Origin of the sequence: Micromonospora sp. NPDC048835, assembly GCF_040649995.1 — a bacterium.
In the GTDB taxonomy this organism is placed as follows: Bacteria; Actinomycetota; Actinomycetes; order Mycobacteriales; family Micromonosporaceae; genus Micromonospora.
In genome coordinates this window covers 30,520-53,176 of record NZ_JBEZGM010000014.1, presented here as the reverse complement: position 1 = coordinate 53,176, position 22,657 = coordinate 30,520, and the positions used below count along the sequence as shown (strand labels likewise).

Here is a 22,657-nt window from a genome sequence, read left to right as displayed (position 1 = left end):
TCGTCTCCCCGCGTCGTCCTCCACCGGCGGCCGCCGGCACGGGCGCAGATCTTGCCGTACGCCCTGACCGTCATACACCCCACCTCCGGCAGGTGGAAGTTTCGCGCCGGTGTGTCCCGCTCGGTTGGTCCGCCACCGACCCGGCCCGGCACTGGGCGGTCGGGGCTGTCGGTGGCAAACTAAGCCAAACGACGTCAACTCCGGGGGTTCCTGTGGAGCCGAGGTTCCTGCTGCTCTCCGACGTGGCGGCCGAGCTCAACGTATCGGACTCGCAGGTCTACCACATGGTGCGCAGCGGCGAACTGCCCGCGATCAAGATTGGCGGGCGCGGCCAGTGGCGTGTCGAGCGCGCGCGCCTGGAGGAGTACATAGCGCGCAAATACGACGAGACTGCGGTGTGGGTGCAGAGCAACCCGCTCGTCGACCGCGATCCTGAGTAGCCGGCTTCCAGCCCTCACGCGGCCCACGTCCGGCCCATCCGATCCCGGACCGCCCCCGCTCGTTCCGGGGCATGGACGCCGGCCTTGGTGCCAGGATCCGTGCAACTTCAGGGAGAGTGCTGCCTGCGGCACGTCGGTGCCCAGCAACTTCCCCGAAGTTGCACGGATCTTGGGGTGGCCGGCAGTTCAGCCGCCCCGAGTGAATCATGGGCTTTGTCGCGCGGAGCCGCCTTGAGGCCATTGACCGGGGCCGCTCTGTCGCCCAGAATCGAGCTTGTCGAAGGCTAACGTAGGTAAACGCAAGATCGAGAGGGTCTCTGATGAGCGGAGCGCGACCCGGTCCTTCCCGCCCGCCGGTGCGGCTGCGTCCCGTCCCGCCCTTCGACCCGCCGTACGTCGACGAGACCGAAGGGTCGTACTGGCCGGCACCGACCGACGGTCAGCTCGCCCTCGACCTCTTCGCCTCCACCCGTCCCAACCCGATTCGGCAGTCGGAGCGGCGAGCAAAGCTGCGCCCGGTCCCCAACCGGTCCACCGCCACCCACCCGGTCTCGTTGCCGCCCGCGACCACTCCGGAATCCACCCGAGCCGCGCACCGCTTCGTCGGCACCTGCCTGGAGGTGGTAAACGGTTACCGTTCGCCGACCCAGGTGCGAGCGCTGCTCGACCCGGCCCGAGCAGGCGACCTCCTGACCGAACTGGCCCGCGCATCCGGCCGGGCCGGGTCATCCCGCCGCCGCACCGGCCGACCACTGGTCCGGCTGCTACGCCTTCGAGTCTGCGAGCCACGAGAAGCCGCCGTGGAGGCAGCCGCAGTCCTCACCGGCGCGGGCGGCCGCAGTTGGGCGATGGCCCTGCGCCTCGAGCATCGCCGGGGCCGCTGGCTGTGCACCGCTCTGCACGTGCTCTGAGCACCCTGCCCCGTCGGACAGCCCAGCGACGCCCGGCCGGTCGAACCCAGCCAGCGACGCCCGGCCGGCCGAACCCAGCCAGCAACGCCCGGCCCAGCCCAGCCAGTGCCGGCCGGGCCCGGCCGGCGGAAGCGGTTGATCCACTCCCGTTTCAGGAAACCGGGCCGTCCGAGCTGCGGTTATGGCCCGATTTCCTCGAAGGCGAGTTGATCGTGGGGCGGTCCCTGCGGATTTCGGGAAGATGCGCCCATGCGGCTGGCCCGTCGGGCAGTCGGGGGTTGAAAAACACCGACGGGCCCCGGCCTGGTCGGCCGGGACCCATCGGTCAGACGCTATCGGTGCAGACGCCGTCGGTCAGTTGCCGCCATTGGGGGCACCGTGGCACCGCTTGTACTTGCGGCCCGAGCCACAGGGGCACGGCGCGTTTCGGGACGGACCGTTACTCGCGTCGGCCTGGTTCGGTGCCGATCGACGGGCACCTGCCGACGGAAGGGCCGGGCCGCGCAGCCCGGAGGCCGGCCGCTGCGGAGCGGACGGGGCGCTCTGCCCCGGTGCCGCCGGAGCACCCTGGGCCGGTCGGCCCACACCAAGCGCCGGAGCCTGCTGCTCGGCCTGCTCCACGGCGACCGCGCCCGGGCTGGCCTCACCGTCGATGGTGGGCGCCGAATATTGCAGACCCTGCCGCCGCGGCGCCTGGTTGAGGCCCTTGGCCCGGATCTCCACCGGCTTGTCGAGCAGCGTGACCTCGTCGGCCCCCGCCTCCGGCTCCGGTTCGGTCACCTGGACGTCGACGTTGTAGAGGAAACCGACGGTCTCCTCCTTGATGCCGTCCATCATGGTGGCGAACATGTCGAAGCCCTCGCGCTGGTATTCCACCACCGGGTCACGCTGGGCGTACGCCCGGAGGTTGATGCCCTCCTGGAGGTAGTCCATCTCGTAGAGGTGCTCGCGCCACTTGCGGTCGATGACCTGGAGCAGCACCATCCGCTCGAGTTGGCGCACCCCCTCGGTGCCGAGTTGCTCCTCACGCCTGTCGTACGCGGCGTTGGCGTCGTCCTTGAGGCGGGCGACCAGGAAGTCGGCGTCCATGCCGGCCCGCGAGCCACCGGCCTCCTCCTCCAGCTCCTCGATGGTCACGTCGACCGGGTAGAGCTGCTTGAGGCTGGACCAGAGCTGCTCGAGGTCCCAGTCTTCGCCGTAGCCGTCGGAGGTGGCGCCCCGCACGTACGCCTCGACGGTCTCGTCGATCATGTTGCGGACCTGGTCGGAGAGGTCTTCACCGTTGAGCACCCGGAGGCGCTCGGCGTAGACGACCTGGCGCTGCTTGTTGAGCACCTCGTCGTACTTGAGCACGTTCTTGCGGATCTCGGCGTTCTGGCCCTCGATCTGGGCCTGGGCGCTCTTGATCTGCCGGGTGACCATCTTCGACTCGATGGGCACGTCCTCCGGGATGTTGAAGCGCTCCATCACCGCCTCGACGGCTCCGGCCCGGAAGCGCCGCATCAGCTCGTCCTGCAGGGACAGGTAGAAACGGGACTCGCCCGGGTCGCCCTGCCGGCCGGCGCGACCGCGGAGCTGGTTGTCGATCCGCCGGGACTCGTGCCGCTCGGTGCCCAGCACGTAGAGGCCACCGGCGGCCGAGACCTCCTCCGCCTCGGCGTCGCAGGCCTGCTTCCAGGTGGGAAGGACCTCCTCCATCGCCTTGGCGTACTCTTCCTCGTTCTCCAGCGGGTCGAGGCCACGCTGGCGCAGCTCGTTCGCGGCGAGGAACTCGGCGTTGCCGCCGAGCAGGATGTCGGTGCCGCGGCCGGCCATGTTGGTGGCCACGGTGACCGCGCCCTTACGCCCCGCCTGGGCGACGATCTCGGCCTCGCGTGCGTGGAACTTGGCGTTCAGCACGTTGTGCGGGATGCCACGGCGGCGCAGCAACTGGGAGAGGATCTCGGAGTTTTCCACCGAGACGGTGCCCACCAGCACCGGCTGGCCCATCTGGTGCCGCTCGGCGATGTCCTCGATGACGGCGTTGAACTTGGCCTTCTCCGTCTTGTAGATGACGTCCGGCCGGTCTTCGCGAACCATCGGGCGGTGGGTCGGGATGGTCACGACGCCGACCTTGTAGACCTTGTTGAACTCGCTCGCCTCGGTCTGCGCCGTACCGGTCATCCCGGACAGCTTCTCGTAGAGGCGGAAGTAGTTCTGGAGGGTGATCGTGGCCAGGGTCTGGTTCTCCTGCTTGATCTCCACCCCCTCCTTGGCCTCGATCGCCTGGTGCATGCCCTCGTTGTAGCGACGGCCGTGCAGGATGCGACCGGTGAACTCGTCGACGATCAGGACCTCGCCGTCGCTGACGATGTAGTCCTTGTCGCGCTTGTAGAGCTCCTTGGCCTTGATGGCGTTGTTGAGGTAACCGACAAGCGGAGTGTTCACCGACTCGTAGAGGTTGTCGATACCGAGCCGGTCCTCGACCTTGGCGACACCACGCTCGGTCACCGCGATGGTGCGCTTGGAGTGGTCGACCTCGTAGTCGCCCTCGCCGTCGGTGCCGGGCTGGAGCCGGGCCACCACGCCGGCGAACTCGCCGTACCAGCGGGCGGAGTGCTCGGCCGGGCCGGAGATGATCAGCGGGGTGCGGGCCTCGTCGATGAGGATGGAGTCGACCTCGTCGACCACCGCGAAGTTGTGACCGCGCTGGACCAGCTCGTCCTTCGACCAGGCCATGTTGTCGCGCAGGTAGTCGAAGCCGAACTCGTTGTTGGTGCCGTAGGTGATGTCGCACTCGTAGGCGGCCTTGTGCTCGCTGGCCGGCCGGTTGGGCAGCACCACGCCGACGGTCAGCCCGAGGAACTCGTGCACCCGACCCATCCACGCCGCGTCACGCTGGGCGAGGTAGTCGTTGACCGTGATCACGTGGACGCCCTTGCCGGAGAGCGCGTTGAGATAGACGGCCATGACCGAGGTCAGCGTCTTGCCCTCACCGGTCTTCATCTCGGCGATGTTGCCGAAGTGCAGCGCCGCGCCGCCCATCACCTGGACGTCGTACGGACGTTGGCCGAGCACCCTGGCGGCCGCCTCGCGGGCCACCGCGAACGCCTCCGGCAGCAGGTCGTCGAGGGTCTCGCCCTCGTCGAGCCGCTCCCGGAACTGTTCGGTCATGCCGGCCAGTTCCTCGTCGGTGAGGTTGACGTAGTCGTCCTCGATCGAGCTGACGGCATTGGCGATCGCCTTGAGGCGGCGCACCATGCGGCCCTCGCCCGCGTTAAGGACCTTTTCCAGAATCGACACGGATCAACGCTCCCCTAGACAGTCTCGAACCATCGTAGGCGCTCCACCGGCGCGATGGTCACTGGTGGCGGTGCTCGACTCCGCCGAACCCGACATAACTCGCGTCCTGCACACGTCCCAAACGTTATCCGGTTACGCCGTCGGCGAACGCTGCGACAGGATGCACGGGTGGAGCCCGTAGAGATCACCGAGGACGGCGTGCTGCTGCGGCCCTGGCGAGAGACGGATGCCGACGCCGTGCACCGTGCCTGCCAGGACCCGGACATTCAGCGCTGGACCACCGTACCGCGCCCGTACCGGCCGGAACACGCGCACGGATTCGTCACCGAGATGAGCCGAAAGGCCTGGGCCGAGGGCACCGGGGCACCGTTCGCGGTCTGCGACCCGAGCACCGGCGAGGTGTGGGGTTCCGCCGGGCTGATCTCGATCGACAAGGACGGCACCGGCGAGGTCGGCTACTGGACGGCGCCCTGGGCGCGCGGTCGGGGCGTGATGACCCGGGCCACCCGGGCGGTGGCCCGCTGGTCCTTCGACAGCCTCGGGCTTCGTCGGCTCATCTGGCAGGCCGAGGTGGGCAACCACGCCTCCCGGCTGGTGGCCCTGCGGGCCGGTTTCCGGGTCGACGGCCGGTTGCGGCTGGCCAACCCGGCGCCGCACGGCGCTGCGGACGGCTGGATCGGTTCCCTGCTGCCCGGTGAGGTACCCGCGCCCGGGTCGACCGGGCCGGCCGGTCCGGGCACCCTGGCCGCCCGACGCGCCGCCGTCTTCGGCCGCCCGCAGCCGGTCCTGTTCGCCACCGCCGCAGCCGGCGAGCTGCGGCTGCGGCCCATGGAGGAGCAGGACCTGGACGCCGTGGTGCGGACCTGCCAGGACCCGGAGAGCATCCGCTGGACCACGGTGCCGGACCCGTACGACCGCACCGACGCGCAGGGTTACCTGGCCTACGGCCGGGACGCCTGGGCTCGGGGGGACGCCGGCTGTTTCGTGATCGCCGACCCCGACGACAGGTACGTGGGCACGATCGACCTTCGACTCTCGCCCGGCGACCCGCTGCTGGCGGACGTGGGGTTCATGACCGCCCCGGAGGCCCGTGGCCGGGGACACCTGCCGGCCGCGCTCGTCGCCCTCGGCGCCTGGGGCTTCAGCACGGTGGGCCTGGCCCGCATCGAGTGGCGGGCGAACGTCGGCAACACCTCCTCCCGCCGGGCTGCGGAGAAGGCGGGCTTCACCGTCGAGGGGACCGCCCGGGCCGGGGTGCAGCACCGGGGCGAGCGCGTCGACGTGTGGGTGGGCGCGTTGCTCGCCAAGGACCTGACATGAGCCTCGAGCAGGTCGTCGAGGCGTACGGGGTGCGGCTGCGGCAGCTCCGCGTCGAGGACACCGCCGACATCGTCGACGGCCTGGCCGACCCGGTCAGCCAGCGGTTCACGATCGGCCCGCCGGATCCGTACACCGAGGCCGACGCCCGTTGGTGGATCGACGTCGGGGCCCCGGCGGTCTGGACCGGCGGCGGCGCGGCGTACGCCGTCGCGGACCCGGCCACGGACCGGCTGCTGGGCATGGTGACGCTGAACAATCCGTCGCCGGCCCGAGGCCAGGCCGGGATCGGCTACTGGGTACGACCCGCGGCGCGCGGGCGCGGGGTCGCCACGGCGGGTACCCGCGCGCTGAGTGACCACGCGCTCGCCGCCGGAACAGCCCGCCTGGAGTTGCTGACCCACCCGGAGAACACGCCCAGCCAGCGGGTCGCGTTGGCCGCCGGCTTCCGCTACGAGGGTTCGCGCCGGTCGGCCGCCATCGGCCGCGACGGGGGTCGGCACGACCTGCTGGCCTGGGTACGCCTCGTCGACGACCCTCCCGGCCCGGCCGCCCGACTGCTGCCCGACCTGCCCGCCGGGGTGCTCACCGATCAGGTGGTGGCGCTGCGGCGACTCGCACCCGACGACGCGGAGCTGATGCACCGGCTGCACACTCGACCCGAGGTGGTGGCGAACCAGGCGCCGCCCGTGCCGCCGACGCGGGAGGCGATCGAGCGGCGTTGCCGTCTCGCGGAGAGCGGATGGCTGACCGGCGAGATCGCCCGACTGCTGATCACCGACGTGTCCAGCGGGGAGCCGGTGGGCAGTTGCGGGCTGTCGTACACCGATGTGGCCGGCGGCGAGGCGTCGGTGGGCTACGCCCTGCTCCCGGACTGGCGCGGCCGGGGGTACGCGACGCGGGCCGTCCGACTGCTCGCGGCCTGGGCCTTCGGCGTGGTCGGCATCGCTCGGCTGGGTGCCGGTACGGTGCCGGACAACATCGCGTCGCACCGGGTGCTGGAGCGGGTCGGGTTCCAGCGTGAGGGCCTGCAGCGTGGCCGCCTGCCGGGCCTCGACGGCACCCGTCTGGACGACCTGACGTTCGCGCTGCTCCCCGGCGATCTGCGCTGAGACCGGATCAGGGAGTTGTGGCGGGACTGCCCCGCCACAACTCCCCGATCGACACGGTCAGGGCCGGTCAGGTGGCGAGGGAGATGATGCCGTAGTCGTAGGCGTGTCGCCGGTAGACGACGCTGGGGCGGCCGGACTCCTTGTCCTGGAACAGGTAGAAGTCGTGGCCGACGAGCTCCATCTCGAAGAGCGCGTCGTCGATCGTCATCGGCTCCGCCGGGTGCACCTTCTCCCGGGCGATGTGCCACGGCTGCTGGTCGTCGTGCTCCTCTTCGACCCGCTCCGCGACGGCGGTGCCGGCGCGGGCACCGTCACCCGGCGCGCTCAGCGCGGGGGCCACCAGGTCCGCGACGGGCAGGCCCGCGGTGGCCTCGGCGACGGAGATCGGCGCGTGCCGGCCCCGGTGTACGCGGCGACGGTCGGCCGCGCGGCGCAGCCGGGTGTCGAGCTTCGCGATGGCCGCGTCGAGCGCGCTGTAGAAGTCGTTCGTGCAGGCCTCGGCCCGCATGACCGGGCCCCGGGAAACGCAGGTGATCTCCACCCGCTGGCAGTGGTCGGCCTGGCGCGGATTGCGCTCGTGGAACAGCTCGACATCGACGCGAATAAGTTTGTGGTCGTAGCGTTCGATCTTCGCGAGTTTCTCGGCTACGTGTACCCGGTAATGGTCCGGCACTTCGACGTTTCGGCCCTTGACCACGATGTCCACGTGACCTCCCTCTTTCGGACGGTCTTCGATCCGGTTTACCCGGCCGCGCGCCGTGGGGGGACCCGCTGGCGTCGACCGGTTGGTACGGCTACGCCTCCTCTCACCGCCGGGGGCGGTTGGAACGACCTCCTACCCCCGACAGCGAAACGCTAACTCCTGTTTGCCCGGCCGTCACCCCATGTTGCCGAGACGACCTGAAATTTTTCGCAGCTCGTACACCAACGGGTGAAACGGAAACACGATCGGTTACAACTGGTGTCTTTTCTCGGTCGCCGCGAGCACCGCCGCGACCCTCGGTGCCCATCCCGTAGCGGTCAGCACCCTGCTCGCGGCGGCGAGGGTCACGCCGGTGGTGACGATGTCGTCGAGCAGCACCACGACCGGCGGCGCGGCCGTGGAGCGGCCCCGCAGCGGCCCGGTCGAACGGGGTCGGAAGGCCGCCTCGGCCGCCGCCGCCCGTCCGGCGCTGTCCAGCGTGACCGAGTCGGGCCGGGGCAGCGCGCGCAGTGGGCGGCACACCCGGGCGACCCAACCGCCCCGGTTGAGCCGGCTCGCGCAGTGCCGGGCGAGCCGGTCGAGGTGGTCCCCGTAACGGGAGCGGGCCGCCGCCGCGGTGTCCGGGACCGGCACCAACGCCAGCGGACGGGGCGCACCGACGCCCTCCGCGACGACCTCGGCGAGCAGGGCGCCGAGCGGGCGGGCGAGCCCGTGTCGACCGTGCTCCTTGTACGCCAGCAGTGCCTCGCGCAGCGGGCCCGCGTACGGGCCGAGCGCCACGCAGGACGGCAGCCCCGGCGGGGCGGGAGTGGGGCGGACCGCCCGTGGCCGCAGGTCGCCGAGCGCCGCGACGCAGGTTGGGCAGACCCCGTGCCGCAGGCCGGGGCGGCGCTCCCGACAACCGGCGCAGTCGGCGGGCAGCACCAGGTCGGTGAGGTCCGCCCAGAGCCCGCCCACGGTGTCAGTAGAGGAAGAACGGCGCCGACGGGTTGCTGGGCCGTACGCCGGCCGGCACCGGGGCGATGCCGCGTACCCGGCCGGGCTCGATCCGTTCGAACGGGCTGCTGCGGTAGGCCACCCCGTTCGCCTCGTACATGTAGGCCCCGCTGGGCACCCGGACGCTGCGGTTGCTCGGGTACGCGGTCAGGTGGTTGACCTTGGCGCCGAGGTCGGTCCTCAGCGCCGTCTCCAGGGCGCCGTCGACGCTGATCTCGTAGACCGCCGGCTGGCGGACCGACCCGGCCACCACCAGCTGGTCCTCCCTACCCCAGTCGACGGCCGTGGGGTTGGTCAGCGAGGTGACCAGCTCGCGGGGCGGGCCGATGGAGACCCCGCCGCCGTCGAGGTTGACCGCGGCGACGTAGAGCCGGCCGCCGACGATCAGCGCGACCCGCTGGCCGTCCAACGCGCTGGCCACCGCGGTGACCTCGGCGGAGGGCAGGTTGAGGGGCACCGGGTACATCCGGGCCGCGTCGTCGAACCGGTAGAGGTGCCCGTCGGCCACGACCAGGCCGCGGCCGGGGCGGTCGTCGACGGTTCGCAGCCAGACCGGCCGGCTGATCGAGGAGTACTCGGTGCCGCTGCGACCGAGCACGGAGACCGGCTCGGCGCCGGTGCCCACGGCGAGCCGGTACCTGTTCTTGTTGCTGCCGGTGACCACCATCGCGGCGAGGATCCGTCGGTCCTTGGCCAGCCCGAGACCGGCGGAGACGACGTTGCGGTTGACCTCGGGCGACAACGGCACGGTGCCGCTGGGCTCGCCCTCGAAGTCGAGGGGGTGGATCGCGCCGTCGTACACGCCGAACCGCTGTGGGCTGGCGGCGTGCGGGTAGAGCGATTGGGCGTCCCGTCGCTCGGTCAGGTCCACCACGGGTTGCGCGTTGTTGCGGATCTTCAACTCGAGTTGGCCGGGCAGGTCCCCCAACGACCAGGCGATCTGCGTGATCAACTGATCGATGCTGTTGCGGTCGTCACCGGACATGTCCAGGTTGACCTCCCACCGACCGTTGCCGCCGGTGGCGTTGTTGATCAGCTCGGTGCGGTCCGGTAGGCCGACGACCGCCGGGCGCAGCCAGTCGGAGGGACCGCCGACGAGCCACTTCACCACCTCGTTGACCCGCCGCTCGACCGGCACCGCCTGCGGCCGGTAACGCTGGTCGGGCACCAGACGGCTGCGGTCCGAACTCCAGAAGTAGATCGTCTCGTCCTGGTAGTACTGCCGGAGCGCGGTGTCGGTGAGCAGCAGCACGTTCGGCGGGTTGATGACGTACAGGCCGGCGCGGTCGTCGTTGACGCCGCCGTTGAACGACGCGCTGCGCAGACCGAACTCGTACTCCGTCTCGGTCGCCACCGGCGGGGCCAGGGTGCCGTTGGCCCGCAGCACACCGATCTGCTGCACGGCGATCTTCACAGTCGTCGTCGAGTCGCTGTTGAGGGTGTAGACCGCCTCGCCCAGCCGGACCACGTTGAGCGCGACCTCGCTGCCCTTCTTGTCCTGCAGGCGGATCTTGTCCTCCGGGGCGATGAACGCCTTGACCCGCTCGTACGCCCGATCCGGTTCGCCGGCGGCGGCGGAGAGGAAGTTGCGGACGAACGTCTCGTTGACGCTGCCGCTTGCCGTACGCGTCGGTGGCTCACTGCCCCGACTGATCACACCGGCCTCGGTCGCGGCACCGCCCTTGCCGTCCACCCGCACGTCGGACGCCGCCGGGATGCCACAGCCCGCGCCCAGCAGCGCCAGCACGCCGAGCGCCCCGAGCAGAGTTGGTCGTCTCATGAGCGCACCTCAGTCCGCTGGTCGTCCCCGGTCGGGGCCGGGCCGATCGCCAATGCCCCGCCGGTGCCGGGACCGATGGCCAGCGGGCCACCGTCGCGGGGACCACCGAACGGCAGCGCGGCGTCGGCAGGCACCAGCCGCAGCGGCGAGGTGGTCAGCCGATCGCCGGCACGCGCCGGCAGGGTGAGCCGGAACTGCGCGCCCTGCCCGGGAGCACCCCACGCCTCCAACCAGCCGCCGTGCAGCCGCGCGTCCTCCAGGCTGATCGACAGGCCCAGCCCGGTGCCCCCGGTCTGTCGAGCCCGGGACGGGTCCGCCCGCCAGAACCGGTTGAACACCAACTTCTCCTCGCCCACCTTCAGCCCCACCCCGCGGTCCCGGACGGTGATCGCCACGGCGGTCTCGTCGATGCCGAGGGTGATCAGCACCGGGCGGGCCTCCCCGTGCTCGACGGCGTTGCCGACGAGGTTGCGCAACACCCGCTCGACCCGACGCGGGTCGACCTCGGCGATCACCGGCGTGCCCGGCAGGTCGAGTTCGATCGGTACGCCCACCCGCTCGGCCAGGCCGGCCAGCCGGTCGACCACCCGGTGCACCACCGGCACCAGGTCGGTCGGCTCGGAGTCGAGCATGGCGAAACCGGCGTCGAACCGACTGATCTCCAGCAGGTCGGTGAGCAACTCCTCGAATCGATCCAGCTCGGCCTGGAGCAGCTCGGCGCTGCGGGCGACCGCCGGGTCGAACTCGTCGCGCTCGGCGAAGATCAGGTCAGCGGCCATCCGGACCGTGGTCAACGGGGTACGCAACTCGTGCGAGACGTCGGAGGTGAAGCGACGCTGCAACCGGGACATCTCTTCGAGCCGCAGGATCTGCCGTTGCAGGTTGGTGGCCATCTGGTTGAACGACGCGGCGAGCAGGGCGAGGTCGTCCTCGCCGTTGACCACCATCCGCTGGTCGAGCAGGCCCGCGGAGAGCCGCTGGGCGGTGCGTGCGGCGACCCGGACCGGGTTGACCACCAACCGGGTGACGAGCGCCGCGAGCAACCCGAGCAGGATCACCAGGGCGACCCCGGTGGCCACCACCGTGGCTCGGGCGTCGGCGGCGGTGACGTCCTGCCGGCCCAGCGGCACCAGATAGTAGAGCTCGATCTGGCCGAAGCGGGTGGGCACCGGCGAGCCGTAGACCAGGTACTTGGTGGTCTGGCCGGTGAGTCGCCCGGTGCGGATCTGGCTGGCCACCTTGCCGTCGGCGATCGCGGCTCGCAGCTCGGGGCTGATCAGCGGCTGGACGTTCGCGGACGGCGAGGTGCGCGTCTGGATGTCGTTGGGGTAGTCGGCGGCGGTGATCGCCACGACCACCCCGCTGGTCTGCTGGGGGTCGCCGCCGGCCAGGTAGTTGACGGTGCCGTCGATGGTCTCCTGGAGCTGCGCCTCCTGCGGCTGCCCGTAGAAGGAGACCTGCTTGGCCGCGTAGCTGGCACCGCTCGTCACCCGCTGCCGGACGTCACTGCGGGCGCTGTCGAGCAGGATGGTGGTGATCTTGTCGGCGATGAGGAACGCGAAACCGCCGACGAGCAGGCTGGACGCGACGAGCGTGATGGTCACCACTCGCACCTGCAACGAACGGCGCCAGGTCTGGTGCGCCCGACCCACCATCCGGGCGACCCGGCCGCTCACCGCACGCCAGAACTCCCCGCTGGCGCCGGGCCGGCGGGGAGTCGCGCTCGGGGAGGGTGGGGGTGGCGAGGTCGACACAGTGTGACCAGGCTATCCGGTCCCCGCCTTGTAACCCACGCCCCGCACGGTGAGGATGATTTCCGGCCGCTCCGGGTCCGGCTCGATCTTGGCCCGCAACCGCTGGACGTGCACGTTCACCAGCCGGGTGTCGGCCGCGTGCCGGTAGCCCCAGACCTGCTCGAGCAGCACCTCACGGGTGAAGACCTGACGTGGCTTGCGGGCGAGGGCGACCAGCAGGTCGAACTCCAGCGGAGTCAGCTTCACCTCCTCGTCGTTTCGGCTCACGGTGTGCGCGGGCACGTCGATGGTGATCTGGTTGTCGGGTGGCCCGATGGTGAGCATCTCGGGGGCCACGTCCTCGCCCCGGCGCAGTCGGGCCCGCATCCGGGCCACCAGTTCCTTGGGCTTGAACGGCTTGACCACGTAGTCGTCGGCACCGGACTCCAGGCCGAGCACGACGTCGACGGTGTCGCTCTTGGCGGTCAGCATGACAATTGGCACGCCGGACTCCGCCCGGATCGACCGCGCGACGTCGATACCACTCATGCCGGGAAGCATCAGGTCGAGCAGCACGATATCGGGACGGCTGTCGCGAAAAGCGGCCAACGCCCGCTCGCCGTCCGCCACAAACGAGGGCATGAAACCCTCACTGCGCAGCACGATGCCGAGCATCTCGGCGAGCGCGGGGTCATCGTCGACCACCAGTACGCGGGCTCTCATGGGATTAATATTGCATCCTCATTCAGTTCGGTGGGACCGGCGTCCGCCGGTAACGCATCTTGCCGCCGTGGGCAGGCTGCCACCATGATCCCCCTTCGGCGCCGTCCGGCGCCACCACAGGCTGCGGCGATCCGGCTGTCGCCATCCGGACGACGGTCAGCCGAACAGCCCACGCCCCCAGTGGTCCCCGCCGTCGCGTACCCCGGGCGGGCAGGCGAACACGCCGCTGGAGACGTGTCGCAGGTACTCGTTCATGACGTCGTGCCGCGCCAACTGGGTCTGGATCGGCACGAACTGACGGCGCGGATCGCGCTGGTAGGCGATGAAGAAGAGGCCCGCGTCGAGCCGGCCGAGCCCGTCCGAGCCGTCGACGAAGTTGTAACCCCGGCGCAACAGTTGGGCGCCGCCGTTCCGGCTCGGGTGAGCCAGCGCGACATGGGCGTGCTCGGCGATCACTGGCTTCCCGTCCGCACCCCGCGCTTCGAAGTCGAGCTCGTCGAACTCGTCGCCCCGACCGAGGGGCGCGCCGCTGCCCTTGCTGCGGCCGACGATCTCCTCCTGCTCCGCGAGGGATGTCCGGTCCCAGGTCTCCACCAGCATCCGGATCTTGCGGGTGACCAGGTACGAGCCCCCGGCCATCCAGTCCGGTCCGTCGCCCGGCTGCACCCACAACTGCTCGCGCAGCAGGTCGGTCTCCTCGGCCTTGAGGTTCGCCGTGCCGTCCTTGAACCCGAAGAGGTTACGCGCGGTCGCCTGGTCCCGGGACGTCGACGAGGTACGGCCGAAGCCGAGCTGCGACCAGCGGACGCTCACCACGCCCATGCCGAGCCGGGCCAGGTTGCGGATCGCGTGCACCGCCACCTGCGGGTCGTTGGCACAGGCCTGGACGCAGAGGTCGCCGCCGGAGAGCTGCGGCTGCAACGCGTCGCCGGGGAACTTCGGCAGCTCGGCCAGGGCGGCGGGCCGACGGTCGGCGAGGCCGAAGCGGTCCCGTCCGTCGGCGTCGCGGAACAGTGTCGGCCCGAAGCCGATGGTGAGGGTGAGCTGCGAGGGGGGCAGGCCGAGGGCTTCGCCGGTGTCGTCCGGTGGAGCCTCCGGCATCCCGCCGACCGCGCCGAGGACGCCGGCGTCGCGCCCCGCGGTCATCCGGGCGGCGGCGGCCGTCCACTCTTCGAGCAGCCCGGCCAGCCGGGCCCGGTCCTTGGTGATCACGTCGAAGGCCACGAAGTGCAGCCGGTCCTGTGCCGGGGTGACGATGCCGGCCTGGTGCTCACCGTGGAACGGCACCGCACCGGCCGGGTGGTCGCTCGCCGCGGCCGGACCATGGGAACCGCTCCGCAACGCCCCCGCGCCGGCCGCCACTCCGGCGACCCCGGCCACCCCGGCGCCGGCGAGGGTGATCGCCCGGCGCCGGGTCAACCTGCTCCCGCTCATCGACCCGCCCCTTCCCGCCGTCCGGTCACTTCGCGACAGCCGCGGCGACCTTGCTGATCGGCTCGGCGAGCGCGTTGATCCCGTCGGAGAGTTCCTTCAGCTCGGCCTTGCTCAGCGCGGTGTGCAGCTTCCACCCGTCGCCGTCGCGGTGCTTGCCGAGCAGCGCCTCCACGTTTGCGAATTCGGTGTCCAACTGGGTGACCAGCTCCGGTGCGCGCTGCTGAAGTGCGGGGCGCAGGGCGGACACGGCGGCCTTGGAACCCTCGAGGTTGGCGGCGAAGTCCCACAGGTCGGTGTGCGAGTAGCGGTCCTCCTCGCCGGTGATCTTGCCGCTGGCGACCTCGTCGAGCAGTTCCTTGGCACCGTTGGCGAGCTGGAGCGGGGAGAGCTTCTCGGCGTTCGCCTTGGCCACGATCTCCTTGACGTCGACGAGCAGGCGGTCGGCGATCGGACCGTCCTTGCTGATGTCTCCGGACTTCCAGAGGTCCCTCTCGATCCGGTGGAAGCCGGTGAACTCCATCCCCTCCTCGATGACCTCCTCGCGGCCGTCGATCTTGGGGTCGAGGTCGCCGAAGATCTCGGCAACCGGCTCGATCCGCTCCCAGTAGGTGCGGGCGACCGGGTAGAGCGCCTTGGACTTCGCGACGTCGCCGGCCTTGACCGCGCCGACGAACTCCTCGGTCTTGGCCAGCAGCGCGGTGGTCTGACTCTTGACGTAGCGCTGGTAGTTGTCGGTGGCGTCACCGAGCGCGGCGTCGGCGGTGAGCGGCTGGGCCGAACCGCTGACCTTGAGCGCACCCCGGATGCCCTTGCCGCTCATCCCCGGCTTGCAGGCCGTCTGGTACGTGCCGGCCGGCAACTCCACGTGCAGTTCGCGGCTCAGCCCGGGGGCGATGTTCTCCACCTCACCCATCACGCGGTCGCCGTCGGCGTACACGTAGAACTCGGTCACCTTCGCGCCCGAGTTGGTGATCTTGAAGGTGGCGGTGCCGGCGCCCAGGTCGGTCGAGCCGACCTCACAGGCGGTGTCGCTGGCCTTGACCACGATCGCGCCACCGGCCGCGGACTGGTCACCCTTGTCGGACTCGGAGCAGGCGGCCAGACCGGCCGTCGCCAGCACGCCGGCGGCGGCAAGCGCGAAGAACTGGGTGGTACGCATCTGAGCTGTCTCTCCTCGTAAGTCAGGCACGCTGCGGCGTGGACGCCGCCTCGGCCTCGGTGCCGGCGTCGGCGCCGCGCTCGGTGACGGCGGTGGTGGTAGTCGCGGGAGGTGCCGACCTGCGCCGCGCCGGCCGCAGGAAGAGCAGGAGAATCGGTACGGCGTACGCGACCCAGGCGATCGTCTCCAGCACCGTCGGCGCCGGAGTCACGTTGAACATGCCGGCGAGCAGAGCCGCGTACCAGGTGCTCGGGTCGAGCGTGCCGGTGATGTCGAAGGCCAGGTCGTTCAGGCCGGGCAGGACACCGGCCTCCTGGAAGTCGTGCACGCCGTACTTGAGGATGCCGGCGGCGACCAGGATCAGCAGCGCGCCGGTCCAGGTGAAGAACGTGCTGAGGTTGATCCGCAGCGCGCTGGCGTAGAGCAGCACGCCGAGCACCACGGCGGTGACGATGCCGCCGATCAACGCGAGCAGCGGCCCGCTGTCGCCCGCCGCGCCCTGGGCGGCCGAGTAGAAGATCAACGCGGTCTCCAGGCCCTCCCGGATCACCGCGAGGAAGGCCATCCCGGCGACCGCCAGGGACCCGACGGCCAACGCCTCGCTGAGCTTGCCCCGCAGCTCACCGGCGATGGTCCGGGCGGCCCGACGCATCCAGAAGATCATCCAGGTCACGAAGACCACGGCGGCGACCGAGGTGATCGCCTCGAACAACTCACGGTCCTCGGAGCGGGACAGCAGCGAGGTCGACGTGTACTCGATCAGCCAGCCGAAGAGCACCGAGAGCGCCACGGCCAAGCCGACACCAGCCCAGACCTGCGGCAGTCGGTCCCGGCGCTGCGACTTCACGAGGAAGGCGACAAGGATGCTGACCACCAGGGTGGCTTCCAGCCCTTCCCGCAGACCGATCAGGTAGGTGGCGAACATCCGGGCTCCGAGTAGGTTAGGCACGCCTTGGCTGACTTAGGGCAGGCATACCTTCCTCCCTGGTCAGCGCCGTCGTCAAGTTGTTCACGACAAGCTCACCCTGTCTGCGGCGAACTCCACTGTGCGAAGATCGCGCCGTGAGGGGATTCCTGCCGTGGTTGACGGTGCTGGCCGTGGTGCTGCTGCTCAGCGCACTCCGGCTACGAGCCCTGGCCACCCTCGTCTCGCTGGGCTGGCTGGCCTGGTGTCTGTGGACCTGGTTCCGCCCCACCCCCCGCAACTAACCCCACCCCGTCCCCGTCCCCGCCCCCACCCTCGCCCCGCCCCACTTCCGCGATCTTGCACTTTCTGTTGCGGCATATCGCACCAAAAGCCGCGAAGCTCCAACCGAAACTGCACGATCGCGGGGAGAGGCGGGGGCGGGGGCGGGGGCGTGGGAGGCGCGTGTGGTTTGGCGCTGGCCTCGGAAGATCGGCTAGGAAGATCCGCGCAAGATCAGGGATTTTGCTGGCAACGGCGCGGCGGCTTCAGGCAGCTACATCTGGGAACTTGCGCGGATCTTGAGCCGGCACGGACCTGCGGGCGCGGGAGTGACTGGAACGACGTACCGGGCCGGCTGTGGACAGCCGACCCGGTACGGAGATGTCGATCAGTAGCGGTAGTGGTCCGGCTTGAACGGGCCTTCCGTGGAGACGCCGAGGTAGGCGGCCTGCTCCTTGGTCAGCGTGCTCAGCTTGGCGCCGAGCGCGCCGAGGTGCAACCGGGCCACCTTCTCGTCCAGGTGCTTGGGCAGCACGTAGACGCCGATCGGGTACTCCTCGGTCTTGGTGAAGAGCTCGATCTGGGCGATCGTCTGGTTGGCGAACGAGTTCGACATGACGAAGCTCGGGTGCCCGGTCGCGTTGCCCAGGTTCAGCAGGCGGCCCTCGGAGAGCACGATGATGGCGTGCCCGTCGGCGAAGCGCCACAGGTCGACCTGCGGCTTGATGTTGACCCGCTCGACGTCGGAACGCTTGGCCAGCCCGGCCATGTCGATCTCGTTGTCGAAGTGGCCGATGTTGCCGACGATGGCCTGGTGCTTCATCCGGGCCATGTGCTCGTTGGTGATGACGTCGAAGCAACCGGTGGCGGTGATGAAGATGTCGCCCTGCTCGACCACGTCGTCCAGGGTGGCGACCTGGTAGCCGTCCATCGCGGCCTGCAACGCGCAGATCGGGTCCACCTCGGTCACCACGACCCGGGCGCCCTGGCCGCGCAGCGACTCGGCGCAGCCCTTGCCCACGTCGCCGTAGCCCAGCACGACCGCCATCTTGCCGCCGATCAGCACGTCGGTGGCGCGGTTGATGCCGTCGATGAGCGAGTGCCGGCAGCCGTACTTGTTGTCGAACTTGCTCTTGGTCACCGAGTCGTTGACGTTGATGGCCGGGAAGAGCAGGGTGCCCGCCCGGTGCATCTCGTAGAGCCGGTGCACGCCGGTGGTGGTCTCCTCGGTCACGCCCTTGATGCCGGCGGAGATCCGGGTCCAGCGCTGGCCATCCTCGCCGAGCGAGCGGTGCAGCAGCTCGAGGATGACCGCGTACTCCTCGGAGTCGGCCGACTCGACCGGCGGGACCGCTCCGGCCTTCTCGAACTCGGCACCCTTGTGTACGAGCAGGGTGGCGTCGCCGCCGTCGTCGAGGATCATGTTCGGGCCCTGACCGTCGGGCCAGGCGAGCACCTGCTCGGTGCACCACCAGTACTCCGGCAGGGTCTCGCCCTTCCAGGCGTACACCGGAACGCCGGCCGGGGCCTCGGGGGTGCCGTCCGGGCCGACGACGATCGCCGCGGCGGCGTGGTCCTGGGTGGAGAAGATGTTGCACGAAGCCCAGCGCACCTGCGCGCCGAGAGCGACAAGCGTCTCGATCAGGACGGCGGTCTGGATGGTCATGTGCAGGGAGCCGGTGATCCGCGCGCCGGCGAGCGGCTGCGCCTCGGCGAACTCCCGACGGATCGCCATCAGGCCGGGCATCTCGTGCTCGGCGAGCTGGATCTCTTTACGCCCGAACTCGGCGAGCGACAGATCCGCCACCTTGAAGTCGCCGTCGGCCAGCGTGCTCGGCCGGGCCTCGGACGGCGTGCCGCTGGCGGACGCCGGGAGGGTGCTGGTCATGAAAGCTCCTGTCGAACGATGTCTGCGCCGACCCTCCACCTTACGCGCGTCGGCGACGGGCATCAGGCACGGTCCGCGGACAGCGCACGGGGCGGTCGGTGATGGACGGACCTTCCCGCCCACGTCCCGCCCGCCCCGTGCATCCCCCCGGTTTGGTTCCCCCGCACGTTCTCGGACCGTCGTCGCGATAACGCTGCGTACTCATAGAGTCACACTCAGGCAGCGCAGCGTCAAGCTATTCCGGGAAAGTCGGACTTGTGTCGTTCTCCTGCGCGCGGGTCAGCGCAGCCCGGACGTCGCTACGAACGCCACACCGGCACCGTCGATCCGCAGCGCCGCCCCGGACGCCGTACCGATCGCCGCCTCGCCGGAGACCAGCGTCAACGCGCCGGCACCGTCGTCCACGGTGATCGAGCCGCCGGCGCAGAGCACCACCCGGGGGCCGGGCACGGACAGCGTCACCGAGGGCACGCCCGCGTCGACCCGCACCCGGTGCAGCGCGAAGTCGTCCACCGGCACGGGCCACCAGTCCACGCCGGGGCCGACCGGCTGCGCGGCGCGTACCGGGTCGTCGAGCACCTCGAAGCGCAGCACCCGCATCAGCTCGTCGACGTCCACCCGCTTCGGGGTCAGGCCGCCCCGCAGCACGTTGTCGCTGGCCGCCATGATCTCCACGCCGCACCCGCTCAGGTAGGCGTGCAGGTTGCCGGCGGGCATCCAGATCGCCTCCCCCGCCACCAGCCGCACGTGGTGCAACAGCAGCGCGACGAGCGCACCCGGATCCCCTGGGTACGCCGTGACCAGCCGGCGGGTCAGCTCCGCGTCCGGGCCGTCGGCCGGCGCTGCCAGCACGGCGGCCAGCAGGTCGTGACGGTCGGCGACCGGCCAGCCCAGCAGCGTCCGGACCGCCGTACGCAGCCCCGCCGGCCCGGCCCGCAACGCGGTGACCACCGGCGCCAACGCCGGTACGCCGAACGCGGCGAGCGCCTCGGCCGACTCCGCCGGATCCCGGAAACCGCACAACGCCTCGAACGGGGTGAGCGCGACGAGCAACTCCGGCTTGTGGTGCGGGTCGGAGTAGTTGCGCTGCCCCTCGGGACGCCCCGCCTGCGCCGCGTAGCCGGCCTGCGCCTGCTCGGCGTCCGGATGCGCCTGCAGGCTCAGCGGAGCGTCGGCCGCGAGCACCTTGAGCAGGAACGGCAGCCGACTGCCGAACCGCTCGGACACCCGCTGGCCGAGCCACTGCCCTGGTTCGTCCCGCACCAGCTCGCAGAGGCTCACCCGCAGACCGGCGCGATCGACGTGGGCCGGGGCGCCCGGGTGGGCCCCCAACCACAGCTCCGCCTCCGGGCCGGCGCTCGGCACCGAGCGCCCCTGCAGCAGTGCGATGGCCGAGCGGGAGCCCCAGGCGTAGTCCCGGATCGGCCCGTACAGTGGCTCCACCCGTCAGCCCCCGGGCCGCCCGGCCGCCTCGCCCGACGCGTCCTGCGGCTGCGGCACGGCGGTGTCGGCGGCGGATCCGGTGCCGGCCTTCGCGGCGGCGGCGCTGTAGACGTCCGGCTCCAGATAGATCACCCGGGCGATCGGCACCGCGGCGCGGATCCGCGCCTCCACGGCGTTGATGCCGCGGGCCAGGTCGTGGGCGCTCTCCCACTCCGGAACGGCGATCTTCGCGGCCACCATCAGCTCTTCCGGCCCCAGGTAGAGCGTCTTCATGTGGATGATCCGCTCCACCTCGGAGCCGTCGGTGACGGCCCGCTCGATGGCGGCCAGGTCGGACGCCTCGGCGCCCTCACCGAGCAGCAGGCTCTTCGTCTCGATGGCCAGCACGATGGCGATGACGACGAGCAGGATGCCGATCATCGCGGTGCCCGCGGCGTCCCACCGGCCGTTGCCGGTGATCAACGTCATGGTGACACCGAAGAGCGCGAACACCAGACCGATGAGCGCGCCGAAGTCCTCCAGGAGCACCACCGGCAGCTCCGGCGCCTTGGCGCGACGGATGAAACGCACCCAGGACTGCTTGCCCCGGATGTGGTTGGACTCCTTGATGGCGGTCCGGAACGAGAACGACTCCAGGACGATCGCCACCACCAGCACGACCACGGGCAGCCAGTGCCAGGACTCGATGCCGCCCTCGTGGCCCCACTTGTGGTACGCCTCGTAGAGCGCGAACAGGCCACCGATGCTGAACAGCACGATGGACACGATGAACGCGTAGATGTAGCGCTCCCGGCCGTACCCGAACGGGTGTTCCGGGGTGGCCGCCCGCTTCGCCCGCTTGCCACCGAGCAGCAGGAGGCCCTGGTTGCCGGAGTCGGCTACCGAGTGGACCGCCTCGGCCAGCATCGACGACGAGCCGGAGAGCAGGAACGCAATGAACTTGGTGGCGGCGATGCCGACGTTTGCCAGCAGGGCGGCGACGATCGCCTTCGTCCCGCCGTTCGCGCTCATGCCGCCGCTCCGCTTCGCCGCGCGAAGCCGACCGGTCGGCGCATGACGCGCCGCCCCCTACGTCCGTTCACTGGTTCGACAGCTCCTTCATCTCGGTGATGGCCGGAACGGCCATCGGGTCCAGCCCGTGGGCCAGCGCCAGGTAGATCGAGGCGAAATCCGGGACGGCGACAAGCGACGCCAGCCGCTCCAGGGCGGAGCCGCCCTCGGCGGTCACCACGTCGCACCGCACACCACGACGCTCCGCGAGGGTCTGCACCGCGTCCGCACGGCGCTCCTCGACGGCGAGCGGCTCGTCGGTGTCGTCCTCGGCGTTGAGCCCTCCGTCACGCAGCAGCACCAGCCGCAGCCGGGTGCCCTCGCCGTCGTCCTCGGCCGGGTCGGCGAAGATGTCCCGCTCCCCCTCGGCCAGGCCGCCGAAGACACCGTCGAGCAGCCCGACGCGACCTCGCCCGGCCTCACCCAGCGCTCCGGTGACCACCGGGTAGCGGGCGTTCGCCGACAGGGTGTCGCCGAACCGCCGAGCTGCCACCGTGGCCAGCGGGGATGAGCCCCAGACGATGGGGATCGAACCGGCCAGGCCCAGCGCCAGTGACTTCGCCGGGTTGATGAAGGACTCGGCGGCGGACCGGCAGCGGTCCGCGTCCGCGTCGAGCCGCGCCGCGGTCTCCGCCAGGTCCGCCTCGTTGACCTTGACGAGCCCGAGGGAACGGGCGGCGAGCAGAACCGGCACGGTGAGTGCCCAGAGGCTGGCCCGAGCCGGGGCACGCCGGGGCACCGGGATGAACGGCGCCCGGGCCTGCTCGGCGATCGACTGCAACTGGGAGTCCGGAGCGCCCACGGCGACCAGTCGGGCACCGCGCCGGTGAGCCGCCTCGGCCGCGCCGAGCGCCTCCGGGCTACGACCGGACGCGCTCACCGCGATCACCACGTCGGCCGCGCCCACCCAACCGGGTACGCCGGCGGAGCGGTGCCCGATGATCGGGACCGGGCAGCGCGGCCCGGCGACCGTGGCCAGCACGTCCCCGGTACGCCCGGCGGTGCCGATGCCGGCGATCACGACGGCTCGGGGCCGCCCGTCGTCGGCGAGCACCGCCAGGTTCGCCTCGGCCGCCAGCGCGGCGCTCTCGCGGACCTGGGCACCGGCCGAGGCGGTGTGCCGGAGCATGCCGCCCGGGTCGGCCTCGGACAGCGCCTGCGGGTCGTCGAGCAGGTCCTCGTCGGGGTCACGCCGCCCGCTGACCCCAGCCGTACCGTCGATCATGAGGGCTGTCCGGGGCCGCCGCGCGCCTCGTCGAGCAGCAGGACCGGCACGTCGTCGCGGACCTCGAAGATCCGACCGCACTCCGTGCAGGTCAACGTCTGCGCCTCGGCGTCATAGGTGAGCGGGGCGTGGTGCGTGTCCGGACAGGCGAGGATCTCGAGCAACTGCGGATCCAGGGCCATGGCACGGCTCCTTCCACGTGTGCGGCTTGACCGGCGGCGGTACCGACCGGGTGTGCGGCTTGACCGGCGGCGGTGCCGACCGGCGCAGGCGAT

General features: G+C 71.0%; 19 protein-coding genes. 5 read left to right on the top strand and 14 right to left on the bottom strand.

The window, feature by feature from the left end; translation table 11 throughout:
* Positions 1-212 precede the first annotated feature (212 nt).
* Together AB0C15_RS18460 and AB0C15_RS18455 are read left to right on the top strand one after the other, a co-directional pair.
* Positions 213-440: a helix-turn-helix domain-containing protein gene (locus AB0C15_RS18460; RefSeq protein WP_357353395.1), complete on the top strand. Its 228-nt coding sequence runs from the start codon at positions 213-215 to the stop codon at positions 438-440.
* A gap of 320 nt (positions 441-760) precedes the next feature.
* A complete protein-coding gene (locus AB0C15_RS18455; protein ID WP_357353393.1) occupies positions 761-1,351 on the top strand; it encodes an Rv3235 family protein in 591 nt (196 codons plus the stop codon).
* 354 nt (positions 1,352-1,705) lie between these two features.
* Here the strand turns inward: AB0C15_RS18455 and secA are convergent, their stop codons facing one another.
* A complete protein-coding gene (gene secA / locus AB0C15_RS18450; protein ID WP_357353391.1) occupies positions 1,706-4,633 on the bottom strand; it encodes a preprotein translocase subunit SecA in 2,928 nt (975 codons plus the stop codon).
* Between the two features lie 168 nt (positions 4,634-4,801).
* Here secA and AB0C15_RS18445 point away from each other — a divergent pair, with 168 nt between their 5' ends.
* Both AB0C15_RS18445 and AB0C15_RS18440 read left to right on the top strand, forming a co-directional pair.
* Entirely contained in the window at positions 4,802-5,953 is a 1,152-nt protein-coding gene (locus AB0C15_RS18445; protein ID WP_357353389.1) for a GNAT family N-acetyltransferase, read from the top strand.
* A complete protein-coding gene (locus AB0C15_RS18440) occupies positions 5,950-7,062 on the top strand; it encodes a GNAT family N-acetyltransferase (RefSeq protein WP_357353387.1) in 1,113 nt (370 codons plus the stop codon). Before AB0C15_RS18445 ends, AB0C15_RS18440 begins: the two co-directional genes overlap by 4 nt.
* Positions 7,063-7,129: 67 nt before the next feature.
* On the opposite strand, the gene raiA is transcribed toward AB0C15_RS18440, so the two are convergent.
* The 8 genes from raiA to efeU all read right to left on the bottom strand — a co-directional run bounded on the left by raiA (position 7,130) and on the right by efeU (position 16,515).
* Positions 7,130-7,768: a ribosome-associated translation inhibitor RaiA gene (gene raiA, locus AB0C15_RS18435; protein ID WP_357353385.1), complete on the bottom strand. Its 639-nt coding sequence runs from the start codon at positions 7,766-7,768 to the stop codon at positions 7,130-7,132.
* Between the two features lie 246 nt (positions 7,769-8,014).
* A complete protein-coding gene (locus AB0C15_RS18430; protein ID WP_357353626.1) occupies positions 8,015-8,689 on the bottom strand; it encodes a ComF family protein in 675 nt (224 codons plus the stop codon).
* Between the two features lie 37 nt (positions 8,690-8,726).
* On the bottom strand, positions 8,727-10,541 hold the full coding sequence (locus tag AB0C15_RS18425) for an LpqB family beta-propeller domain-containing protein (RefSeq protein WP_357353383.1): 1,815 nt from the start codon (positions 10,539-10,541) through the stop codon (positions 8,727-8,729).
* A complete protein-coding gene (gene mtrB, locus AB0C15_RS18420) occupies positions 10,538-12,196 on the bottom strand; it encodes an MtrAB system histidine kinase MtrB (RefSeq protein WP_357353624.1) in 1,659 nt (552 codons plus the stop codon). Before mtrB ends, AB0C15_RS18425 begins: the two co-directional genes overlap by 4 nt.
* Positions 12,197-12,307: 111 nt before the next feature.
* Complete coding sequence (gene mtrA / locus AB0C15_RS18415; protein WP_357353381.1) at positions 12,308-12,997, bottom strand: MtrAB system response regulator MtrA; 690 nt, start codon at positions 12,995-12,997, stop codon at positions 12,308-12,310.
* 156 nt (positions 12,998-13,153) lie between these two features.
* Complete coding sequence (gene efeB / locus AB0C15_RS18410; protein ID WP_357353379.1) at positions 13,154-14,431, bottom strand: iron uptake transporter deferrochelatase/peroxidase subunit; 1,278 nt, start codon at positions 14,429-14,431, stop codon at positions 13,154-13,156.
* Positions 14,432-14,456: 25 nt separating this feature from the next.
* Positions 14,457-15,590: an iron uptake system protein EfeO gene (gene efeO / locus AB0C15_RS18405; protein ID WP_357353377.1), complete on the bottom strand. Its 1,134-nt coding sequence runs from the start codon at positions 15,588-15,590 to the stop codon at positions 14,457-14,459.
* A gap of 22 nt (positions 15,591-15,612) precedes the next feature.
* The gene (gene efeU / locus AB0C15_RS18400) at positions 15,613-16,515 is read right to left on the bottom strand and encodes an iron uptake transporter permease EfeU (protein ID WP_357353375.1); all 903 of its coding nucleotides are present in this window, start codon (positions 16,513-16,515) and stop codon (positions 15,613-15,615) included.
* A 137-nt stretch (positions 16,516-16,652) separates the two neighbouring features.
* Between efeU and AB0C15_RS18395 the strand changes: the two genes are divergently transcribed.
* Entirely contained in the window at positions 16,653-16,799 is a 147-nt protein-coding gene (locus AB0C15_RS18395) for a hypothetical protein (protein WP_357353373.1), read from the top strand.
* 365 nt (positions 16,800-17,164) lie between these two features.
* Here the strand turns inward: AB0C15_RS18395 and ahcY are convergent, their stop codons facing one another.
* The 5 genes from ahcY to AB0C15_RS18370 form a co-directional block, all read right to left on the bottom strand.
* Positions 17,165-18,664: an adenosylhomocysteinase gene (gene ahcY / locus AB0C15_RS18390; protein ID WP_357353371.1), complete on the bottom strand. Its 1,500-nt coding sequence runs from the start codon at positions 18,662-18,664 to the stop codon at positions 17,165-17,167.
* A 279-nt stretch (positions 18,665-18,943) separates the two neighbouring features.
* Positions 18,944-20,107 carry a mannose-6-phosphate isomerase, class I gene (gene manA / locus AB0C15_RS18385; protein ID WP_357353369.1) on the bottom strand — a complete coding sequence of 388 codons (1,164 nt, stop codon included), beginning with the start codon at positions 20,105-20,107 and terminating at the stop codon, positions 18,944-18,946.
* A 3-nt stretch (positions 20,108-20,110) separates the two neighbouring features.
* Entirely contained in the window at positions 20,111-21,118 is a 1,008-nt protein-coding gene (locus AB0C15_RS18380) for a cation diffusion facilitator family transporter (protein WP_357353367.1), read from the bottom strand.
* 67 nt (positions 21,119-21,185) lie between these two features.
* Complete coding sequence (locus AB0C15_RS18375; RefSeq protein ID WP_357353365.1) at positions 21,186-22,382, bottom strand: SIS domain-containing protein; 1,197 nt, start codon at positions 22,380-22,382, stop codon at positions 21,186-21,188.
* Positions 22,379-22,564, bottom strand: coding sequence for a Trm112 family protein (locus tag AB0C15_RS18370; protein WP_030490836.1), 186 nt, complete (start codon positions 22,562-22,564; stop codon positions 22,379-22,381). Before AB0C15_RS18370 ends, AB0C15_RS18375 begins: the two co-directional genes overlap by 4 nt.
* Between the last annotated feature and the right edge of the window lie 93 nt (positions 22,565-22,657).

Bases quoted from the DNA above. Each gene is read 5' to 3' on its own strand.
- AB0C15_RS18455 (WP_357353393.1), top strand. From the start codon at position 761: ATGAGCGGAGCGCGACCCGGTCCTTCCCGCCCGCCGGTGCGGCTGCGT.
- AB0C15_RS18440 (WP_357353387.1), top strand. From the start codon at position 5,950: ATGAGCCTCGAGCAGGTCGTCGAGGCGTACGGGGTGCGGCTGCGGCAG.
- AB0C15_RS18425 (WP_357353383.1), bottom strand. From the start codon at position 10,541: ATGAGACGACCAACTCTGCTCGGGGCGCTCGGCGTGCTGGCGCTGCTG.
- mtrB (WP_357353624.1), bottom strand. From the start codon at position 12,196: ATGGTGGGTCGGGCGCACCAGACCTGGCGCCGTTCGTTGCAGGTGCGA.
- mtrA (WP_357353381.1), bottom strand. From the start codon at position 12,997: ATGAGAGCCCGCGTACTGGTGGTCGACGATGACCCCGCGCTCGCCGAG.
- efeB (WP_357353379.1), bottom strand. From the start codon at position 14,431: ATGAGCGGGAGCAGGTTGACCCGGCGCCGGGCGATCACCCTCGCCGGC.
- efeO (WP_357353377.1), bottom strand. From the start codon at position 15,590: ATGCGTACCACCCAGTTCTTCGCGCTTGCCGCCGCCGGCGTGCTGGCG.
- efeU (WP_357353375.1), bottom strand. From the start codon at position 16,515: ATGTTCGCCACCTACCTGATCGGTCTGCGGGAAGGGCTGGAAGCCACC.
- ahcY (WP_357353371.1), bottom strand. From the start codon at position 18,664: ATGACCAGCACCCTCCCGGCGTCCGCCAGCGGCACGCCGTCCGAGGCC.
- AB0C15_RS18380 (WP_357353367.1), bottom strand. From the start codon at position 21,118: ATGAGCGCGAACGGCGGGACGAAGGCGATCGTCGCCGCCCTGCTGGCA.
- AB0C15_RS18375 (WP_357353365.1), bottom strand. From the start codon at position 22,382: ATGATCGACGGTACGGCTGGGGTCAGCGGGCGGCGTGACCCCGACGAG.
- AB0C15_RS18370 (WP_030490836.1), bottom strand. From the start codon at position 22,564: ATGGCCCTGGATCCGCAGTTGCTCGAGATCCTCGCCTGTCCGGACACG.